Annotated in this window: 19 protein-coding genes; 9 read left to right on the forward strand and 10 right to left on the reverse strand. The window is 45.3% G+C overall.

What is annotated here, in order from left to right; genetic code table 11:
- Nucleotide 1: 1 nt before the first annotated feature.
- From V7L12_RS23025 to V7L12_RS23035, 3 genes are all read left to right on the forward strand, one after another.
- Nucleotides 2-223, forward strand: coding sequence for a hypothetical protein (locus V7L12_RS23025; protein WP_335087823.1), 222 nt, complete (start codon nt 2-4; stop codon nt 221-223).
- Between the two features lie 705 nt (nt 224-928).
- Entirely contained in the window at nt 929-1,225 is a 297-nt protein-coding gene (locus tag V7L12_RS23030; RefSeq protein WP_335087824.1) for a DUF6765 family protein, read from the forward strand.
- Nucleotides 1,226-1,324: 99 nt separating this feature from the next.
- Nucleotides 1,325-2,437 (forward strand): DUF6765 family protein, encoded by a 1,113-nt coding sequence (locus V7L12_RS23035; protein WP_335087826.1) that lies wholly within the window; start codon nt 1,325-1,327, stop codon nt 2,435-2,437.
- A 579-nt stretch (nt 2,438-3,016) separates the two neighbouring features.
- Here V7L12_RS23035 and V7L12_RS23040 read toward each other — a convergent pair.
- Both V7L12_RS23040 and V7L12_RS23045 read right to left on the reverse strand, forming a co-directional pair.
- On the reverse strand, nt 3,017-4,363 hold the full coding sequence (locus tag V7L12_RS23040) for an NAD(P)/FAD-dependent oxidoreductase (protein WP_335087827.1): 1,347 nt from the start codon (nt 4,361-4,363) through the stop codon (nt 3,017-3,019).
- A gap of 352 nt (nt 4,364-4,715) precedes the next feature.
- On the reverse strand, nt 4,716-5,627 hold the full coding sequence (locus tag V7L12_RS23045) for a LysR family transcriptional regulator (protein WP_335087829.1): 912 nt from the start codon (nt 5,625-5,627) through the stop codon (nt 4,716-4,718).
- 232 nt (nt 5,628-5,859) lie between these two features.
- On the opposite strand from V7L12_RS23045, the gene V7L12_RS23050 reads away from it, so the two are divergent.
- The 6 genes from V7L12_RS23050 (at nt 5,860) to V7L12_RS23075 (ending at nt 12,431) form a co-directional block, all read left to right on the forward strand.
- Entirely contained in the window at nt 5,860-6,348 is a 489-nt protein-coding gene (locus tag V7L12_RS23050; protein ID WP_335087831.1) for a nuclear transport factor 2 family protein, read from the forward strand.
- 155 nt (nt 6,349-6,503) lie between these two features.
- Nucleotides 6,504-7,817 (forward strand): hypothetical protein, encoded by a 1,314-nt coding sequence (locus V7L12_RS23055; protein WP_335087833.1) that lies wholly within the window; start codon nt 6,504-6,506, stop codon nt 7,815-7,817.
- Nucleotides 7,818-7,835: 18 nt separating this feature from the next.
- The gene (locus tag V7L12_RS23060; RefSeq protein ID WP_273769160.1) at nt 7,836-8,879 is read left to right on the forward strand and encodes an alpha/beta fold hydrolase; all 1,044 of its coding nucleotides are present in this window, start codon (nt 7,836-7,838) and stop codon (nt 8,877-8,879) included.
- A 136-nt stretch (nt 8,880-9,015) separates the two neighbouring features.
- Nucleotides 9,016-10,536: an aldehyde dehydrogenase family protein gene (locus V7L12_RS23065; protein ID WP_335087836.1), complete on the forward strand. Its 1,521-nt coding sequence runs from the start codon at nt 9,016-9,018 to the stop codon at nt 10,534-10,536.
- Nucleotides 10,537-10,811: 275 nt separating this feature from the next.
- Complete coding sequence (locus tag V7L12_RS23070; RefSeq protein ID WP_335087838.1) at nt 10,812-11,858, forward strand: alpha/beta fold hydrolase; 1,047 nt, start codon at nt 10,812-10,814, stop codon at nt 11,856-11,858.
- A gap of 105 nt (nt 11,859-11,963) precedes the next feature.
- The gene (locus V7L12_RS23075) at nt 11,964-12,431 is read left to right on the forward strand and encodes a nuclear transport factor 2 family protein (protein ID WP_335087840.1); all 468 of its coding nucleotides are present in this window, start codon (nt 11,964-11,966) and stop codon (nt 12,429-12,431) included.
- 95 nt (nt 12,432-12,526) lie between these two features.
- Here the strand turns inward: V7L12_RS23075 and V7L12_RS23080 are convergent, their stop codons facing one another.
- The 8 genes from V7L12_RS23080 to V7L12_RS23115 all read right to left on the reverse strand — a co-directional run bounded on the left by V7L12_RS23080 (nt 12,527) and on the right by V7L12_RS23115 (nt 21,094).
- Entirely contained in the window at nt 12,527-13,315 is a 789-nt protein-coding gene (locus V7L12_RS23080) for an SDR family oxidoreductase (RefSeq protein ID WP_335087842.1), read from the reverse strand.
- 19 nt (nt 13,316-13,334) lie between these two features.
- Nucleotides 13,335-14,156 (reverse strand): NADPH-dependent oxidoreductase, encoded by an 822-nt coding sequence (locus V7L12_RS23085; protein WP_335087844.1) that lies wholly within the window; start codon nt 14,154-14,156, stop codon nt 13,335-13,337.
- 113 nt (nt 14,157-14,269) lie between these two features.
- Nucleotides 14,270-15,385: a sulfonate ABC transporter substrate-binding protein gene (locus tag V7L12_RS23090; RefSeq protein WP_335087846.1), complete on the reverse strand. Its 1,116-nt coding sequence runs from the start codon at nt 15,383-15,385 to the stop codon at nt 14,270-14,272.
- 264 nt (nt 15,386-15,649) lie between these two features.
- A complete protein-coding gene (locus V7L12_RS23095) occupies nt 15,650-16,411 on the reverse strand; it encodes a class II aldolase/adducin family protein (protein WP_335087847.1) in 762 nt (253 codons plus the stop codon).
- On the reverse strand, nt 16,395-17,066 hold the full coding sequence (locus V7L12_RS23100) for a hypothetical protein (protein ID WP_335087849.1): 672 nt from the start codon (nt 17,064-17,066) through the stop codon (nt 16,395-16,397). The genes V7L12_RS23095 and V7L12_RS23100 overlap by 17 nt, the downstream gene beginning before the upstream one ends.
- A 92-nt stretch (nt 17,067-17,158) precedes the next feature.
- Entirely contained in the window at nt 17,159-17,365 is a 207-nt protein-coding gene (locus V7L12_RS23105; RefSeq protein ID WP_322666382.1) for an RRXRR domain-containing protein, read from the reverse strand.
- Between the two features lie 549 nt (nt 17,366-17,914).
- Nucleotides 17,915-19,633, reverse strand: coding sequence for an RluA family pseudouridine synthase (locus tag V7L12_RS23110; protein ID WP_335087851.1), 1,719 nt, complete (start codon nt 19,631-19,633; stop codon nt 17,915-17,917).
- A gap of 171 nt (nt 19,634-19,804) precedes the next feature.
- Entirely contained in the window at nt 19,805-21,094 is a 1,290-nt protein-coding gene (locus V7L12_RS23115) for a hypothetical protein (protein ID WP_335087853.1), read from the reverse strand.
- Nucleotides 21,095-21,704 lie beyond the last annotated feature (610 nt).

A 21,704-nucleotide genomic window follows, 5' to 3' on the forward strand; every position in this document is an offset into this window, starting at 1 on the left:
GTTGAACGACCAACTCTCATCTGCCAATATGAAAAGTGCCTTACTAGAAGAATTTCGTCAAGCCGCGTACAAACATTTAGGTAGAGCGCATGATGCAACTTTTGAACTGACGGATGCAATATTACTGACTCGTAACGTCTACAGTTTGGCAGATTTATCGCGATCAGCAGTATTTAGACGTAAGTGGCCAAGCGTCTACGTTAGCGAAGCGGGGCGCTCTTAGCGCACAGCGTTACAAGATAGCAGACCACAGCGACAGAAATTGATGCAGTTATACATCAAGCCTGAAGCCTGCTTGTTTTCAACTCAGCGTTCCTGGGTCGTTTTTTGCTGCTTAATCTAAACTCCAGTAGGCTAGAAAGTTATTGATAATGATAATCATAAATAGGGGTGGGGAGAGAGGCAAGTTTAGCTTGCCTCTCTCCACGCTCACGATTATCATTCTTATTCATGTTGGCAGGTGAGTAATGGTAGTTCTTTTCTCACCTTCTACCTTCATGGGGACTGTATTCAATCAGACACCCCTTTTTTCTTGATCATTCTCCATCTAGTCTCAGCCCAGAGATAATGATAATCAAATAAGGGGGTGGGTTTTGAGTTGTCGTTGTGAGAGACAATAACTCTACTACGGCAGCCCTATCTCTTCAAAGTTTGCGATCGCACCCAAGCTTGGAAATTTATGCCAAGACAATAACTCTATTACATCGTCCCTCTCTTTTCATCCTCTTATTTTGGCTAAGGTATTGTTATTGAGACGATAATTAAATAATCTAGTTACTATTCACCATTATCAGAAAATTCAGTGTGTTAGTGAATCCAGATGAATTTTGGCTGTAACACAGCCATTACTGACAGAATAGCAGCAGCGCAGAGATTAGACAACAAAATGTTGCAGTAGAAAAAAGATTGTTAGAGGGAGGTAAAGATCATGGATCAAGATTTTCACTATTACGGCACTTACTATGCGGCGATGACCGGCGGTTATAGCAAAGAGGATGCAACCCTCATTGCTAAAGCCTCTAATTTCATTGATTTCTTGAACAATGAAAACTATGCTGGGTACTGGAAAATGGTAAGGGATACGGAAAAACGTTCAGACCAGAATTATCAAGTTGCTGCTGAGGTAGACTACCCTCGTTACTCATTCCAAGGCAATATAAGCGTTGGTTTTAATACTGGCTCTGGTGGCTTATGGGCATCATTCCATTTTCTCCCTGGAAATTAGAAGCTTCCCTCCGGTACACCATCAATTACCGATATACATGGAAAAGATGTCGCAGAGAAATTACCCGAACATAAGGTACGGGACATAAAACCTGATTCAATGACTAGTTGGACGAAAATTACGCCAGAGATTGGGCAGTTACTCAATCGACCACTAAGCGCGTTGTCACGAGCATTGATCAAAGATACAATCGACTGTCTCAATGATCCAAAACGTTTGGAATCAATTCTTATAAAAGCTCAAGGCGGAGCGATCTTAACACACGAGGATGACAAAGATCCTCAGAAGAAGCAAGATGTTCTGAAGCGTTTTGGATTAGTTCTATTAGGAGCTAGGGCGCATGTGATTGCAGATACTTGGGCACATCAAGATTGGTGTGGTGATGATAATGTGATAAATACCTACTGGGATATTGATAATTCTTTTTTCAACAATAAGGCTTATCAACAGATTGAGTATCAAAATAATGGCAAGGACTGGAAAAAAGTCCATCTTTCTAGTACATCGTCTAAATACTTTGACGGGAACCAAAACTTGGAAGCAGCTCCAAATATAACCGCTTATGTAGGACATGGATGGATGGGACATCTTCCTGATTATAGCTTTATCAAATATCGCTATAGACCCTGCTGGCAACCAGCAAGCGCAGAACCGTTAGTGCGTGATAATCCCACTGAATACAAGTATGCGTTTCTTGAACTGTGTAGCTTATTTTCTCAAGCAAAGGACGAGAAACAGAAGTTTCAGCCCGAAAAAGCAGAGAATGCGAAGAAAATAACTGCTGCAGGTAACGCAATTTCTTCAACAGTTGACATTGCCGATAAAACTACATGTCCGCGTCAGCACTCTGCTAACAAATGGCTAGAGGAAATGAGGAAAATAGGCGTTAAAGATCCCACCGTTACAATTGACACCAAACAAGAACCTGATTCAGCTACAGTGTTGGACGGTCAGATTGACTATATTAAGCAGACACTCGATCCCCTTGGAAAAACTCGCTACGGTACTTACTACGTTAAGCTTACTAGCGATCTGTATCTTTTCCAAATTGCAGTTGACTACCATTTCCATTTTGTGAAAAATTGGCTTAAAACTAACAAAATAGGATCTAATAATTTGTTTGAAGATGGCTGGTCTGTGCAGGAAGGACCTCTCGACAACAACGACATTTTGGAGGTTTTCGCTCCAAAGTCTAATGCAACCGCCTTTTAGCAAAAACGATACCAATGATCTAGGACTTACGCATCGTACAGAAGTACTACACGAAATTTGGTTGTTTCAGCCATGTTAAGCACTGAGCGATCCCAAATGTGCGAGTAAATCAAGGTTATACGAAGTGCCTGAAACGACCCAATACCGTCATTCATATTATGGTTAATTTGTACAGTGCGTAAGTCCTATGATCAATGGTAACTGGAGTTTAGACTAAATTCTATTTTTCAAGCTATAGCCCTTGTGTAGCAAGCACTTTAGACTTGGGAATCTAAACAAGCTTATAAATTAGGAAAGCCCTTCTGGATATGGGTTTGGCGGTTTGAAAAGCAAAATTAGTCTAAACTCCAAACACCAACAAAATAGGGATTTTCAACCAAGTCCCTTCTTGTATAGTGTGATCGCGATCGCACTAAATTACAGCAATTTGCAAGTATAGAAATTACCTAGTACAGCACTACGTAAATAAACATACTATTTCAAATGGCGCAAGAGCTTGGAATACAATAATTATGCGTGACTTTTGACTTCCGCCTTGCGGTAATAGCTTGTGAGTTCTATCGGGTGCGATCCCTGAAGCTAAAGAGGTGTCCCAGAAGGCTGTTGCACCCTATTGTTAACAGTTTTTGTTTCTACAAAAGCTTCTCGACCTGTAATCAATCTAGAGCGACGATTACGAGTGATATAATTCCACCCCCATTGAATTGCTACTACTACTTTAGTGTCAAACTCGATTAAGAAGTAGATGTGAATTACTAGCCAAAAGAGCCAAGCAATGAAACCTTTGAGTTTGATTAAGCCTAAATCTACAACAGCTAAATTTTGCCCAATCATCGCCAAAGTACCCACGTCATTGTAACGAAATTGTGGCAAAGTCTCACCTTGAAGCCTGCGTTTAATCAGTTTAGCTACATACTCTCCTTGTTGTTTGGCTACAGGTGCAACACCAGGTAAGGGTTTACCATTTTGATGGGAGAAGTTACCTAAATCTCCCACTACAAAAATGTTTTTATAATCCTTAATAGACAAGTCCGGTTCTACAATCACCCGTCCGTCGCGATCGCACTCTACACCTGTACTTTTTGCTAGGGCTTTCCCCATAGGCGAACCTTGAACACCGGCTGCCCACAAGATAGTTTTTGAGGTAATTTCTGTCAATTCATCGCCTTGCTTGAAAGTAACGATGTTACCTTCAATATTTGTCACTCTGGTGTTAGTGTAGACAGCCACACCCAACTTTTGCAAAGATTCTGCTCCTACTTTCGATAACTCTGGCGCAATGTGTGGGAGGATGCGATCGCCCCCTTGCAATAGTAAAATTCTCGCTTCTGAGGTGTTGATGCTGCGGAAGTCTTCTGTGAGAGTTTGGTATGCCAATTCCGCGATCGCCCCGGATAATTCTACACCAGTGGGCCCACCCCCCACAATCACAAAAGTCAACAAAGCACGGCGTTTTTCGGGATCGGTTTCTTTTTCTGCCGCTTCAAATGCCGAAAATATCTGACGACGCATTTCTATGGCATCTTCAACAGTTTTCAAACCAGGAGCAAATTCTTTCCAGTTATCCTTACCAAAATAGGAATGGTTAGCACCTGTGGCGACAATTAATGTGTCATAAGGTATTACTTCATCACCCAGAATAACTTCTTGTGCTTTTGGATCGATATCATTGACTTCTCCCAACAACACTTTTGTATTCTTGCTTTTGCTGAATACAGATCGCAATGGTGCAGAAATATCAGCAGGTGATAGCGCACCTGTGGCAACTTGATATAAAAGCGGCTGAAATAGGTGAAAGTTACGTTTATCAATGAGAGTAACATTTACATTTGCTTTCTTCAAAGCTTTTGCTGTATACAGTCCACCAAAGCCGCCACCAACGACAACAACCCGATGTGGTGCATTCTTTTCAAATGAGACTACCATAATCAATATTTCCTTGTGTTAAGAACTTGTAACTATTCTTAACAAAGATGTAACAGCATTATGATATTGGTTGCTGTTTCTTTAGAACAATTGAAAAAATGATGAAAGTAATCAAAGTTAGTTTTTATCGAGGAAGGCAGGAGGCAGGAGCAAAACGTGAAACCCCTGTCAGGGCGCTTGTGTAGGGGTTGCATGGTGATGGGGTGTAAGGGAAGTAGTTGATTTATGAGTATTATTATTTAGTTCTTAATTCTTTTCCTTACACTTTCTCATCCATATACCTTATGTATTTAGCGAAAACAAGCGTGCCATTCGCCGCTAAACCCTCTTTCACATTCGGGATGCTCTGCTCTCAAACGTTGTTTTCCAGCTCGGTGATGCCAGAAAAATGTTCAGCTAGAAAATCTACGAAAGTACTTATTTTGGGTGATAGGTATCGCTGATTCGTATAGACAGCATAAAGAGATGAGGTTGCCAACGTGTAGTCCAGCTTCAGCACCTCCAATCGTTGGCTGGTAAGATCATCTTCAATCAACCACTTTGGCAAAACCGCCAACCCCATACCGGCTAGGGTTGCCTGATACAGCATGGTAGTGTTGTTGGAGCGGATGGAGACTGGCAGTTTGACTGTCTCCCGCCCGTTAGAATCCTCAAAGAGTATCTCATCGGCAAACTGCGAGTAGTAATAACTGATGCTTACATGCTTCGACAGTTCGGTGGGAGTTTTTGGGTATCCATTTCTTTGCAAATAGTCAGTTGAGCCAACCAACATGAGTTGAATTGGGCAAATGCGTCGCGTGAGCAGTGAAGAACCGGGTTCCTCAGGCGTGACACGTAACGCCAAGTCAAATCCTTCTTTCACCAAGTCCACCAACCGATCATTCAAATTCATATCTAGCAAAACGTCTGGATAGCGAGAGCGGTACTTCGCCAAGGCTTTAGTGAATAACGGGTTAGCAAACCAAACTGGGGCGCTGATCTTGAGTATGCCACGCGCGACGACGGCTGATTGCCTCACCGCTGCCTCTACCATTTCCAATTTATCAAGCATTTCCCGGCATTGCTCATAATAGACCCTTCCTGCCTCGGTTAGGCTTAAGTGTCGGCTGGTTCGATTCAACAAACGTGCGCCAAGGTTTCGTTCCAAGTGCATCACATGCTTGCTGGTCATGGCTGTGGATAAGTTGAGCCGCTCGGCGGCTGCCACAAAACTTCCCGATTCCACCACCTGAAGCAATACTTTCATGCTCGTTAAGGTGTCCATCGTAGTTCTAAAGTTTACTAAGAAGAAACATCGCATCAACAAAATGATACTTGTACAACGATGAGAAATGAATGTAATTTGATGAAGACGGCAGCATCAACTAGCTAGGCAAGTAAATAGCGATGACTGAAGAATTATATGCATTGGACGTTTCAGGAGTCTTAACAACAAATCTAGAACACTATCAACTCGTCGACTGCCCGCAAGAATTTCAACGTAGAGGAGAATTTCAATGTCTCAGAACAATGAACTCACGGTGATCGACCGCTTTACCATCTTCGAGCAGTTGAACATGCATCAGCGATGTATCGACAAGGGTTGGGGGCGCGAGCAGGTCGACCTCTACAACCGCCTTTACTGGCCAAAGGCCAAATTCAACGTCAACGATCTACGTACTTCAACCTTCGAGGGTCTTGAGGGCATGAAGCAGATGTTCGACTACGCGCACAGCGTCTTCCCGATGGACAAGTGGTTCCACTCTATGGGCGCGTTTGAAATTTCCGGATCGGGTGACAGAGCCGAAGCGCACTGGCGATGGTTCGTGTCCTGGAAGGCTGAACACGTCGGAACCGTTTCGACTGGCACCTACGACGACATCTTTGAACGTCGCGATGGCGTCTGGAAGTGTCTGGAGCGCACCTCCAAGAGCGATCCTAACTGGCCGGTAGACTTGTTCCAGCCCTTCCTGGATCGCGCAGACATCACCTTCAAGGCGTCCTGATAGTCAGACTTTTGTAGGTTAGGTGGAGCTTCGCGAAACCCAACGTCCTTGGAAGCGTTGGGTTGAACCATAAAACTCAACCCACTCAAGGTTCAACACCAAGTAAACCGTTGTGTTGTGAGTGAGGTAAATCCAACCACTGATGGGAGTCGTTTATGGCAGATAGCACAGTTGGCACTCATGTAGTCGTTGAGGACGCAGCTTCTCTGGCTGAAGCGGTTCAACGTACACATGTTGTAATCGAGGTGGCTGGTCGCTTTCATGACTTAGAGAAATTTACACTTCTTGAAGGCTCAAGTTTGGTGGGTACAACTTCTGACGCAGAATTGGTCTTCAAGCCAGATTCAGACGGGGTAGCGCTCACGGCAAATAACACCCTCCAGAACCTAACCCTCCGATCAGATCCGAGCCGATTAACGCTCAGTCTGGAATCGGCAACGACTACCCTTGGACAACTCAAGTTGCAGCATCTCGTCGTCTACGGTCGACTGCACTTGGAATCCAGTATTGTGATGACCGCTGACCTTGTGCTCACTGACGTTCAAGTGTATGACGGCGACAGTACCTCAGCGCTGCATCGTCCAGTCGGTTACGGCGTAGAGGTCGTTCCGGGTTCCCTAACGATCTACAACCGCTGTACCGATCCCCAAAGTCGCTGGACACTGCGTGCCGAAAACCTCTCAGGGGGAACGCGAGATGTGCCGTTGAGGGGTAGCGGCATCTTTATTTTTGGCGGCATGACTGTTCCCGCAAACGCCGATCCTCAAGGTGGATCAGCGCCCAGTTCTCCTGGTGGCATGATTGACCTTAAATTATTGACCACAGGCGAAATCCATACTAATGGCAATATCCCGGCTGGTACTGGCAATCTGATCTCAGGCGGGGTGTTCGTTGGCTCAGGCGTGAAGGCTCAACAAGTGATCAATAACAGTCCTGTAACAACTTACGGGACAAATGACATGGTGTTGGATAACTGGGGCAATGTCCGTCTTTGGCTTGCTCGGCAGTCCATCATATCTCATGGAACCAGTGGAATCGGATTCGTGAATTTCGGAGATTTGCAGACTCTGATTGTGCAAGGCGACCTGGCGACCTATGGCGAAGGGGCGCGGGGGTTCAATCTATACGACGGAACCTTGGCTTATGCAGAATTCAAAAGCATTACCACTCATGGCAATGGCTCGATCGGGATACAGACCAGTAAACCATTTGGCAATATCCTCGTGCTTGGGGACGTGATCACAAAAGGTGGTAGGGGTAACAGTTTGGTGCGTGGCGTAGTCGTACAGCTTGACGCGCACGCCCTGAGTCTCAAACCGGGCACAAGTGGAAAAGAGATCATTGTACTGGGTCGAGTCGAGGCTCAAAGAGAGGAAATTACCTCATTGGATTTCGCTGCTCCAGCCAGCACAGTTGAATTCATTATGATCAGTGGTCAGCAGTATGTCGATGGATCGTCAACAGAGTAGGAATAATTTTGGAGAATCATGAAAAGCGATCAAGAGACTTACACGATCAACAGACCTCGCTGGCAGCGTCTGTGCGTCACGATCCTTCTTGCTATAGCGTTCACGGTTTCGCTCCCCTACATCGCACAAGCGCAGGAGCAAGTAAGAAACCCTACCGCCAATACGTCCGACTCGACACTGGTGAAGTCCCTATCCGGATTTGAGAACGGTTATGCAACGGTTAATGGAGTAAGACTGCATTACGTCAGCGGCGGTGAGGGCGCACCGCTTGTGCTGCTGCCAGGTCACCCGGAAACCTGGTGGGGGTATCACAAGGTGATGCTGGCTTTGGCAAAAAGCTTTCGTGTGATCGTCGTGGACATCCGCGGCATGGGCAGCTCCGAAAAGTCAGCTGGTGGTTACGACAAGAAGACAATGGCTCGAGATATCTACGAGCTGATCCGTCAACTTGGATACGAGAAAGTCAATATTGCTGGACACGATATCGGCGCGATGGTCGCGTTCAGTTTTGCAGCTAATCATCCGGAAGCGACCGCGAAACTTGCCTTGCTGGACGTCGCGCATCCTGACGATTCCTTCTATGACATCAAAATGCTGCCTGAGGAGGGGAAGTTTGGAAAAACGGTCGATGCTGCGCATCCGGTTTATCTATGGTGGTTTGCTTTTCATCAAGTAGAAGGGTTGCCTGAAAAACTCCTCGCAGGAGATGGCATGAGACTCTATATAAACTGGCTCTTCAACTATCTGCTAAACGACCCGACAAAGATAGATTCACGAGATTTAGCCGTTTACGGGAATGCCTATTCAAATCCAGAAGCAATCCGCGCTGGTCATGCGTGGTACAAAGCCTTTCCGCGCGACATTAGCGACGCTAAGACGTATAAGAAGCTCGAGATGCCAGTCTTGGGGCTCGGTGCCGAGTTCCAAGGCTATCAGTTCTTGCGAGTAGTCGAACCCAAGGCGACTAATTTTCGACTGGTCAAGATAGAAAATAGCGGCCACTTCATCTTAATCGAGCAACCTGATGTCATATCGCGGTTGCTGATCAACTTCTTCAAGTAAAGTATTAACCGAAACGAAACAATCGGGTCTAACAAAAGCTTGCAGGTGACGGTTTACAGCCGTGCCTGAAGCGAAACGTTGGGCTTTAGCACCAAAAGGGATTCGGTCATTGAGAAAAAAGTCAGGAGTAACAACAATGTCAGCAACGATGGACAAGAAAGGCTCAACAATGAGCATTGATCTGCGAATGCCAGCGCTGAACTGGATCAATGGTGAGTGGGTTGATTCAGCGCAGCATACCGATAGCATAAACCCAGCTACAGGTGAGGTTATTGGTACTTACGCGGATGGCGGACGTGAAGAGGCGGTTCAAGCGACTAATGCCGCAGTGCGGGCTTTTCGAGAATTAGACTGGAAGGACAATCGCGCATTGCGATCGCGAGTGCTGAATCAAATTGCCGATCGCTTTGAAGCCCACAGAGATGAACTGATCGCGATTCTCTCGCTTGAAAACGGCAAAGTCCATGATGAAGCAGCGTTTGAAGTCGATATGATTCCCAGCAAATTTCGATACTGGGCATCGGTTGTGCTGACGGATTACGGACGGGCGATGGAAGTCCAACCCGGACACCTTTCGGTTGTGACTCGATCTCCAATCGGAGTTGCTGGAATCGTCGCACCGTTTAACTCGCCGCTTGTCCTGACTGTGCGTTCTCTCGCACCTGCTCTTGCTGCTGGTGTTACAACTGTTATTAAATTGCCGGGTAATACAGCACAGATCAACTATCTGTTTAGTAAAACCCTCGCTGAAGCTGCCGATTTACCGAAGGGCGTGATTAATGTCTTTAGTGAAAGCAGAGGCAGAGGCGGATCATCTTTTCTGATGGAGTCAAAGGATGTTCGAGTGATTAGCTTTACTGGAAGCACGAAGACAGGGAAGGCAATTTCCGCAACCGGGGCGGCGACGCTCAAGCTGTTTCAGACCGAACTTGGTGGCAAAACACCAATGATTATCTTCGAGGATGCCGATCTGGAGGCGGCTGCACCAAAAGTTGAGAAGGCACTCACAACCTTCGCAGGTCAGTTCTGCATGACAGGTTCCCGGCTGTTGGTGCAGCGTGCTGTTGCCGATCGGTTTCGCACGCTGATCACCCAGCGACTGGAGAACGTTAAAACAGGACCTGCGTCTGATCCGTCCAGTGATATGGGACCTCTGATTGATAAACCGAACGTCGCTCGTGTTGACAAGATGGTGGAGGACGCGATCGCCGCGGGCGCTAAGGTGCTTGTACGCGGCGGTCCAATTGTTGAAGGTTCACTCGCCAGCGGTGCATTTTACTGTCCGACCCTGCTGGAAGTGACCGATCCGAAAATGACGATCGTTCAGGAAGAGGTCTTCGATCCAGTCCTGACGATGCAAATCTTCGATACTGAGGCAGAAGCGGTGCAGCTGGCAAACGATAGCGAGTATGGCTTGGCTGCGAGCATTTGGACTCGCGATGTTGACCGCCCATTGCGCGTCGCCCGCGAGATAGATGCAGGCACGATCTGGATCAACGATTGGGCGATCGTTTGGGACGAGTTTGAGGAAGGCGGATTCAAGCGCAGCGGCAACGGCAGGCTGAATGGTCTGACGGCGATGGATGAATTCCTGGAGTACAAACATATCGCTTTCAACTCAGGAGTGATCCCTGGTGTTGGCGTTTCTGCCCAATAATTGAGCTTGGATCTAAATCTTGAGTCCTTCTTAAATAAGCCTCACAACCATCAAACCCGACTATCAAGTTCGCATAAGCAGCCTTATAGGAACACGTATGTCTAGTACACCTGTAGAAATCGTTCAAGCCCTTCTCAAAGACCCCACCAACCCTGAGGTCGTCAACCGGCTCGTCTCCCCTGACGCTGTCTACGTATCGTTCAGCTACGATGATCCCGACTTGAAAAAGCTCATACCTTGGGCAGACACCCATAGGAACCAAGTGAAGACTAATTATGAACGGAATTAATAAACGCCTGAGTTTGACTTTGTCTGCCGTGTTACTTGCTCTTGCTCCACTCAGTGCAGTAGCTCAAGAAGTCAGTCCACCATCGATAGATACACCAGCTGCCATGTCCAAGCTGGCCCTCGCCAGGGTAAAAGAGCAGCGTCGCGGGCAATATGCCTATCCAGCCGGGTTTAAGAGTGACTACGTGGAGAGTAACGGCATCAAGCTGCACTACGTCAGCGCCGGATCGGGCAGTCCCATCGTGTTTGTCCACGGTTTTGGTTCGACCTGGAAAATGTGGGAACCCGCCCTGAAAGCATTTGCTGGCACGCACCAGGTCATTGCCATCGATTTGCCCGGACTTGGGCAATCGGAAGCCTCCCAGACTGGGTATAGCGCACAGGCTCTCTCCAGCTATCTGTTGACAGCCATCAAGAAATTGACGAGAGAGCCCATCATATATGTTTCCCATGATCTGAGCAATACAGCCTCTTATCCAATGGTCGCCAACAACCAGGATTACATCAAAAAAGTCGTATTCATGGATTCGCCAATTCCGGACAAGGCGATGTGGACCTATCCGGGCTACACCCCGAAAGGTCCTGGCCTTGGTTGGCATTTCGGCTTTTTTAGCTACGGGGATATCGCCGAAAAATTGATATCGAACGACCCTAAACTGTTTATGGCTTACTTTATACAAAGCTATGCCGGGAAAAAGGATATTTTCACTGATGCGTTACTCGACGAACTAATTGAGCCTTACTCGAGGATCGAAAATTTGCACGCTGCTTTTAGCGGCTACTACAGATTTCACTCTGAATCCATCAAACAGAACGAAGCACTGCTATCCGCTAATAAGCTGATTAGAATTCCATCCATGTCGATTAGCGGTGGCAAGGGCGTAGGAGACGTATTGCCCAAGCAAATGGCGGCACGTTTCGTGGAAGATAAAAAGAAATTCAGGGCCGTTATCTTGCCGGAATCTGGTCATTGGCTGATGGAAGAATCCGGCCCTGAGGTGGTTGCTCTTCTAGCTGAATTCATCAAAGATTGAATGCGTCTTCCCCGCGAATCGCGGGGCCCGAAGAGTTCTTCCGAGGCACTGACTTGCCGCAGAATCACTACTAGAAACCAACTGTAACTGAAAACGAACACACCCATGTCAAACACCAACGTAGAAATCGTTCAAGCCCTTCTCAAAGACCCCACCAACCCTGAGGTCGTCAACCGACTCGTCTCCCCTGACGCCATCTACGTATCACTCACCTATGATAATCCCGACCTAAAAAAGCTTATGCCTTGGGCAGGCACGCATAAAGATGGTCCGGCCAGCGTCCTCAAAGTTTTCCAGGAACTCAATACCTTTTGGAAGATCGAGGAGTTCGATATTCAGCAGATATTTGGCGAAGGTGAGAACGTCGCTGTCTTTGGCAGCTTCACCGTCCATTCGGTGAAACTCGATAAAACGTTCATCTCTCCCTTCTCTGTCTTGGCGAAGGTGAAGAATGGCTTAGTCACCTACATGCAGTATATGGAGGACACCTTTGGCACAGGTTCGACCTTCCGATCGGGTGGTACCTGGACATTCCAGAGCAACCCAGACGGCAGCGAAGTATCGGTGCCGTAGCAAGGTGTCCCAGGTGAATGGCACGCTTGAAAAGGCGAAAAGTCTGTGGTTTAAACTCAGTATCGCCGCTCATTGTTTTTTATTAATCAAGCCGCTCAAAATGTGCTTTGAATAATTCCGCCATCTACTTGCAACATGACTCCATTCACAAATGAGGCTGCTGGTGAACTCAGAAATACCGCAACATTGGCAAACTCTTCTGGTGTCCCGATACGACCCAAAGGAACAGTCCCATTGATTCTAGCAATTTCTGCTTCTTTGGTTTCACCACTTTTACTAATGCGGGCATTGAGCAATTCTTCTACCCGTTCTGTATATGTCCAGCCTGGTAGAATGCTGTTGACGCGAATTTTATCGCTACCCAGTTCTTGGCTGAGAGTTTTCGTTAAACCAATCACTGCTAATCGAATGGAATTAGATAAAACCAGATTTTCGGCTGGTTGTTTAGTTGAGGTTGAGGTAATGGTCAGAATTGCTGGTGCGGTAGATTGGCGTAAGTGAGGTAAGGCGTACTTTATTAGACGTACCGCACTCAGCAAAGTCAAGTCGATCGAAGTTTCCCAAGTTGCCAAATCAATATCGTCAAAAGTGCCAGCAGGTGGGCCTCCGGCGTTAGTAACGAGGATATCCAACCCGCCGAATTTTTCGACTGTGGCGTTAATTACCCGTTCAATATCTTCTTGACTAGTAACATCCGCACGCAGAGATAGCACTTCTGTACCTGTTTCGCTTGCAATCTCTGCAGCAGTTTTGTCAATTAATTCACTGCGGGCGCAGATGGCAACTTTTGCACCCTCACGGGCAAATTGCCTCGCTGTAGCTTTGCCCAAACCTTTACTAGCAGCTGTCACTAAGGCGACTTTGCCACGGAGTTGCAAATCCATAATCTTGATTCTTCTTAATTTACAGTAACTTGAAGCCGAGATTATTGAGAGCTTCACGCAAGCGATCGCGTCCTCTCAAAGCCTCAACAGTTGCGATGCGCTGGGCTGAGTGTTCTGACCAATCGCCATCAACATTCATCTTTTGTTCAGTATAGAATTCTTTGATGATGTCGTTGTAGTGAGCGATCGCTTCTTCTTGTTCTGCCAATTTATAGGTTTCACGGTGCAGTATCGCTGACTGGGGCAACCTTGGCTTAATCGCCGCTTCTACTTCTGGATTCGGATAACCCACACACAGCCCAAATACAGCATACACAGAGGAGGGCAAATTCAATATCTGTGCTACCTCTTGCGGGCGGTTCCTGATTCCGCCAATATATACTGTTCCCAAACCGAGTGACTCGGCTGCAACTGCGGCGTTTTGTGCCGCCAATGTTGCATCGATTGTTGCCATCACAAACATTTCCAAATATTCCAGTGCATCATGAGATATGCCGCGACTGTCAGCAACGTGACTTAGACGCGCCAAATCTGCTAACCAAACCAAGAATAAAGGCACTTGCTTAATATGTGCTTGGTTTCCCGCTAGCTTGGATAACTCCTCTTTGCGCTGTTGATCTTCGACTGCTACCACACTCCAGGTTTGCAAATTTGAGGAAGTAGATGCAGATTGGGCGGCTGCAATTAGCAATTCCAGAGTTCCCGGTGGTAAAGGATCGGATAGATAAGACCGAATTGAACGGTGAGATAATAGTGCTGTTAGCGAATCATTCCATTCAATTTCGGGGTTGAAGGGAATTTCACCGTAGCGCGATCGCAGTAATTCTGTAGGATTAGTCATAATCAATTCCAGGATTCAAAATTCAAAAATTGTCAGTTGTTTTATTCCTAACATCAATCCCATTTGTAGGGATGTACAGATGTATCTCCCTACACCTGATTCATTGCACCAATTTAAGTTTTTGGTGATAATGCAGCATATTCTTCTTTTGTCAACACTGCATCCTTCACATTTACCTCTTTGGGAATTAACTTCAATTTATAATATGTATCCGCAACACCTTGTTGTAGATTTATTAGATTATCGTCAATTGGTACAATCCCAAAAGTCCGCCTGTTAGTTGCTTTTTTCATCGTTTCTAAATCAATTCCTAACACAGGTGCAAGAGTTTTTGCTACTTCTTCTCGATTCTGTTTAGACCATTCTTCTAGATTTTTAATTTCTTCCAGTATTGCCTTGACAGTTTGGGGATTTTCAGTGACAAATTTGCGGGTCATCAAATAATATCCTCCCTGTTTATTAATTCCTGTGCCATCAATCAGGACTTTGGCTTTAGTTGCCTCTTGAGCCGCTGCATAAAATGGGTCCCAAATCACCCAGGCATCTACACTCCCTTTCACAAATGCAGCACGGGCATCAGCTGGAGCCAAATATTTAGGTTCAATGTCTGTATATTTTAATCCGGCTTTTTCTAAAGCTTGGACTAACAATAAATGGGCACTAGATCCTTTCTGAAAGGCAACTTTTTTACCTTTAAGGTCAGTAAGTTTTTGAATTCGTGAATTTTGAGGAACAAGAATTGCTGAACTAGCTGGAGTAGCCGCAGTCCCAACAACATAAGTTAGTGATGTCCCCGCTGCTTGAGCAAATATTGGCGGTGATTCTCCCACAGGGCCGATGTCAATACTACCCACATTCATCGCTTCTAGTAGTTGTGGCCCCGCTTGAAATTCAGTCCACTGTACAGTAATACCTTCTGGTGCTAAACGCTTTTCTAAAACACCCTTAGTTCTCAGCAAAATGGTCGATTTTTGATAGCCAAATCTGACTACTGTTGCTTTACTAGAAGCAGAATTGCTAACAGATGTGGCACTGGGATTAGGGGCATTAACAGTCGGTGTCGATGAACAAGCAGCAAATAGCAGGCTCAGACAAAGACCCGTAACAAAAGCCCCCACTGTTGGCAAAGGAGAAAAGAATAATTTATGTTGGTTGTTAAAGGGGATATTCCTGAATTTTATCAACGATATCCACTTGGCAATAAAACGGCGAAAGATTTGGTTAATCATCAAAATGATTTCTCTGAGCTACAATAATACTATAAACTTATAGGTTTACCGGAGTATATAAATAAATTTAGGTTCAATTGACAATAAATAGCTGGGAGGCGGAGTCGGAGCTACTCCGCTCAGTTCAGTTACCCTACTAGACAAGCAAGCTACAGTCGGGGTTTAAATCCCCTTATCTAACTCTCTTCTCTACGAGATGCGGCGCGAATAATTTTGAATTTTGAATTTTGAATTGTTAATATCCCAGTGCCAAAAAACACAGCACTAATTTAGCAAATCAGGTTCTTCGCGCACAATCCGGTCGTAAAGGGGCTGGAAACTGAACCACCCACTTACATGTGACCCCACTTGAGTTTGTGTTAAACGGGCTGTTTCATGTTTGATAGTAGTGGGTCTACCCGCAGCTTCTGCTAGCAGTTGGGCTTGACACGATCGCTCTAAGCTAATGTACCAGAAGGCAGCTTCATCGACTGTATGTCCCACAGTTAAAATGCTGTGATTACGTAGGATTATGGCTTTCTTTGGTCCCAAGGCTTGCGCCAGTCGCTGACCTTCAGAAGTTTCTAAAACAACACCTGTGAAATCGTCAAACAGGGCATGATCTTCGTAAAAAGCACAAGAATCTTGGGTCAAGGGGTCAAGAAGACGCCCCAAACTAGACCAGGCTTTACCATAAAGTGAATGGGCGTGAGCTGCTGCGATTACATCAGGTCTAACTTCATGAATCTGAGAATGGATGGCGAAAGCAGCTTGATTTACCTCAGCATCGCCTTTAACCACCTCACCTTCTCTGTTAACCAAGATCAGGTCAGAAACTCGGATATGACCGAAGTATCCCCCGAATGGATTGACCCAAAAATGGTCTGTAAACTCCGGATCGCGAGCCGTAATATGGCCTGCGATTCCCTCGCTGAACCCAAACTTACCAAACAGGCGAAAGGCAGCGGCGAGACGTTGCTTGCGGTGGAGGCGTTCGTCTTCAACTCGCTCGAATACAGGGGGCTGTGGTCTAATGTAACTGGACATATTCTTTTTCTTCTTCTTTACAGGGAGCGTTGGAATATCCAGAGCGAAAAGATTTGACGCTGTGAGATTCTGGGATGAACTGGTGACGCAAAATACAACCAGTATCATTACCTAAGACATGGATCGATACAGATGCGCTCTGGGATGTGGTTTTGACGGCGTGGATATCACCATCTGGGGGTAAGAGGCGGTAGATATCTCCTGGTTGAAGCAATCGCACTTCAGTTACTTGTAATTGCGCGTGTCCTTCAGCATCACCGCTATCTACACGGCGATAGACTGTTTCTTCTTGATTACCGTTGTATAAACCAATCAATCCCCAGGCTAAATGATCGTGGACAGGAGTCGTTGAACCTGGGGGAATTACCAAACTGAATACTGACAGGGAACGGTCTTTAGCGCGATAAAGTAGCCACTGGCCAATACCGCCACCCATCCGGCTTTCGGGATTGACTTGGGCAAACTTTTCCGGTAGCCATTGCTGTTGGGCAAGGAGTTCTTGAAAATAGGGTTCTAGTCTAGCGAGAGTTTGTGTGCGATCGTCAACAGTGCTAGCGCTAATTTCCCGTACTGTTGCTACAAAGGATCGTAGTTCCTGGCTCTCAAGAAACCATTGGTCTTCTGGTAACGGTTCTAAAATAGTGTGGTTCGTCATCTATATTCCTCTGTTTAGGAGGCGACTAAGATTAACTAATTACTAAGTCGTAATACTTCGGCTACGCTCAGTACAAGTTCGTAGTTAAGAATTCAATTACGATTTATTTTAATACCAGGATGAATTTTAAAGCCAAGTTGCTCAAGTTTTAGATGAGAAAGGGACTCCTTCAGAATGATAGTAAAAGGATATCGCTGAAATACGGTAGCTTTACCTTGTGACAATAGTAGCCTAGCATGGCTGATGCGTACTGGATATAACGGTTGTTTGTTGGCATCGAGAATGAATACTTTAGTCATGTAATTTTGAATTTTAGATTTGCGATCGCCAGATTGGGGACTGGGAGAATTCTCTTACTGAGCTATGGAACGAGAAAATTATTCTCCCCTGCTTCCCCTGCCTTTCTGCTCCTTTTATTAAATAAAAGACAAGAATCAGAGTCTAGAGGTCAACTCCTGCACTCTTGTTTTTTACGCTCATTTGGGTATTTCCAAGGAATAAATCATCCAATTTTCTGGGGTGTCTCACAATTATTTGTAGTTGGATATTTTTATTGGGAAGCCTCTTTGCTGTTATATTAATTTTTATAAATACTACAAGTTGGTCGGATAACCGGTGAATTAACTACAAGCAGAAATTATCACATACAAATTTAAAAAGCAATAGGCTAGCTGTTAGGGGAGATAAAGCGTAGTTTTAGCTCTTTGGGGTTGTTGGGATTTCAATGAATCAAGCTGACATACAGCAGAATTCAGAATTGAGAATGTGCTGCGCTAACAGGAGTAAAACGGGTAACAAACGAATCGTTGTGTACCTCACCAACTTGAAATCTGCTGTAATATGATGCGTCAAAAGGGCGTAATTGCTTGTAAATGCAGGGTTTTTTCTAACTGTGGATGCTTGAAGCGAAGTTCTCTGGCGTGCAGATGTAACCAACTAGTAACTGCACGGCATCCATAAAGGCGATCGCCTAAAATAGTTATCCCAAGTCCTTGCACATCGGCTGCATGAACCCTTAACTGATGAGTGCGTCCTGTTAGCGGCGTAAATTCTACGCGGGTGTAGTCTCCTTCTCTGGCTATTACCTGGAAATGTGTCAAGCTAGGTTTACCATGCTGCCAATCAACTTTTTGATAGGGGCGATTTTCAGGATCTCCCCACAGTGGCAAGTCAATTTTACCTTGCTCAACTGTCACAGCACCGGAAAGTATGGCTTCATAAACCTTGTGAATCTGGCGTTGCTGAAACTGCTGGCTGAGTTGCCGATGGGTTTGGCGATCGCGTGCCAACAACAAAATCCCGGAAGTTTCTTGATCTAAGCGATGCACAGATATAAGCGCCATGCCATCCGGTAACAAATGACGTAAGCGACTCAAGACACTATCTTGGCGATCACGATAACGACCGGGTACTGAAAGTAATCCAGCAGGTTTGTTTACAGCAATCAGCCATTCGTCTTCATAAATAATGGGTAAAGTGACCTCTCCCCAAACCCTTCCCTTATCAGGGTAGGAGGGGCTTCTTACTGCCTTTTCCCTAACTGGCAAGGGAGGTTTCAAGCCTGAGAGCAAAAACCCCATCAATGGCTGACATCGCTCGGCACACGCTCCATAAAATTTTCCCGGAATTTTATCCTGATTTACGGAAGACGTACCCCACCAAAATTCTGCCATTGCTAGGGGTTTTAGATTATGTGTTGCCGCATAATGAAGCAGCTTTGGGGCACAACAGTCTCCTGTACCAGTGGGCGAACCTCCTGGCATTAATTGTTGCAATGATTGCGATCGCCCGGAAAAATTAGTCAGGCTGTAGCTAGCGTGCATCTGAGCTTGCAATTGACAAGACAGTGCTTTACGCCGTTGTTTCAGTTCGCTAATTCGCGCATCCGTCGCTGCAATTACCTGTTGGAGGGGCTGTAATACGGCATTTTGCTGACGTTTAAGTTGTCGTCGCTCAATTCCCTGCTGACGACTCTCTTCGTCGAGTTGTTCAAGGGCAATCGTAAGTGCTTCAGGAGAGAGTGTATTGCAGATTTGCTGACGTTTTTCCTGTCGTTGATGTTTGCAATAGCGATGGCGATCGCTCATTGCTTGTAACTGCTGCTCAAAGTCATTAAACAGGATTTCATACTGCTGGCGTTCGGTCAGTTGCTTCAAAGTAATAATTTCTTGCTTAATCGCGTCCAACTCAGCCAAAGTACGGGCTTCCTCGAAAGCAACTTCGTCTCTTCCTGGAATTGGCGGCACCCAGCCCTCAACCACACTGCAACCATTCAAAAGACCAGAAAAAGCTTTTAGTACCCGTTGTTCGCCATTAGGCAGTTCAACCAATAGTATTCCATACATCTTGCCTTCACGAGAATAACAGTCATTGTTAGCAAGATGTTGCATTAGTCCCTGGGCGATCGCTTCGGACATTGAGGTGCGGGGTAATTTTAGGCGATGTCTACGACGGGCTACGCCTACGCTACTTTGCGGACAACGCCCTTCGTACCAATAGCTACAAGATGAGTCGCTGATCGCAAAATCGCAGTCGATGAAATCTGAAAGTACGTGCAGAAGTACCATACAAGGTATGATTGCAAATCTAGCTGATCATAATATTTTAAATTATTCCCCATATTAACAAGTTTGTAGTAAGGACTGAAGTCCTTATCTTCTAAGCACTAAAGTGCTTACTACAAACCTTCAAAACTAGCCAAAGATTCAACATCTAATGCCCAGATGACTCTCTAAGATTTAGCTAGGAGGAATCGAAGCATCGTTTTCCAGCGAATTGTCTGGTAAGGTGGATGGAGATTCTGGATCTTTTGTCATACCATGCTGCTCTTGCCCTCTCAGTCCAAGATATGTTGCAGCACTGATTCCTTGTAGCGCCAGAAGTGTATCATCAAATTCTGGCATGGCTAGATTTTTAATCACCTCCCAAATAAAAAATAGTCCGATGGCAACTGTCCAAATAAATGTTTGGAAGCGATGAAAATTGACTCCATTAATATCTGATAATATATCGGTGAAAAACCCTTCCGAAACGCCTTGACTACCTTTTCTATTTTTCTCATTACCCTGCCCATCAATTAACGAAGTAGCAAATGCAGTTACAGAGTTAATTCCTAATAAAACTAGTGATTGTCCAGTTAAAATATTAGTGTAATCTCCTGTTATGCCGTAGATAATCAGGTAAGCAAAAAAAATCAGAAATGTCCAGAAAGCAAGTTGAGATATCGATAAGCTGAAGGGATTTCTATATTCTTCATTTGAACCAAGAAAAAACTTAGCAATTCCCGAACGAGCTTCCTTTTCAGGTAGAAACTCTTTTGTAATCGACATTTCCTGACCATTGATTACTTCTTTTTTAGAGTAAATTCCTTCTATTCCAGAGCTACGTAGACTGTCTCGACCATATCTGATAAATATCAAGACAATAGCTAGAACTAGAAGCAGACACAGCCAAAATCGCCACGAAAACAGAACTATTTTTAATTGAGGAGGTGACAGAGGATCGCTCACTAGAATCGCAACTTTGCCGGGACAGCCTACCCCAACGATCGCATTAATATTGGGTTTAGGCCTGCCACCAAGCAGTGAATTCCATGCAGTTTCAGATACATCAGTACGTTCAAGCCCAAAAGCTAACCAATCATTATTAAGAGTTTTCTTTTGATCTTCACCCTCCTCCATGACGCTGACTGGTTCTCCGTGGACATTCTCTAGCTGATAGCCATTTAGGTACAACACTAATTGGCGAGGATCGAATAAATTGCCTTTAGGCGTTGCACTTGTGGTTGCTGCTGACAATCCTTTAACTTTTACCCTGATGCGATCGCCCATCTTAACTTGGCTGCGATCGTTATCAGCAATGACTCGTTCAGTTCTGAGAGTCGCAGGAACATAACAAGCACGAGACGATGCAAAATTCACAGATGGGATACCTGAACTATCTTGAGCGATCGCAGAAAAGTTGATAGAAACAACCAGAGAAAACACCAATAGAAAAATAGCAGTAAATCTTTTAGTCTTTCTATACATTGCTCAGTATTACCAAGTAAACTATGTCGTAGTTTACTCCTACTTGAGCCATTCGGGATATTAAAAAACTTGTCTACGGTGAAAAACAATACCTCTGCCAAAAAGAGAGAGGCAATGCCTGCGACAGGCTTTATCCTTTTCGCTAATTGTAAAGCGGCAGTCATGGGGCAACAATAGATATCTATGGGAAGTCAAAATTATGACTAGTAAATGCGGACTCATACTAGGTAAATACGCGCCTCTCCACAAAGGGCCTTGTTCCCTCCCCAATACATACGGGGAGGGTTAGGGTGGGGTAAAACTGACGCGAAAAACCAGTTGAGTAAGCTATTTCAGACTTGTGTATACACCGTAGCTTACCAAGGGGAGCCAGTGCGTTGGGCGGCTTTGCCGACTTGAAGCATCTGGCGTGGAATTACAGGGGGGTTAAAACGATCTCAAATTCTCACGAATGATTTAGGACTGCTATATAAGCAACAGATACCTCGAAGTCATGTTGAAGTACTTGAAAGTCGTGTTGAAGTACTTGAAAGTCGTGTTGAAGTACTTGAAAGTCGTGTTGAAGTACTTGAAAGTCGTGTTGAAGTACTTGAAAGTCGTGTTGAAGTAC

Origin of the sequence: Nostoc sp., from assembly GCF_036918245.1 — a bacterium.
In the GTDB taxonomy this organism is placed as follows: domain Bacteria; phylum Cyanobacteriota; class Cyanobacteriia; order Cyanobacteriales; family Nostocaceae; genus Nostoc.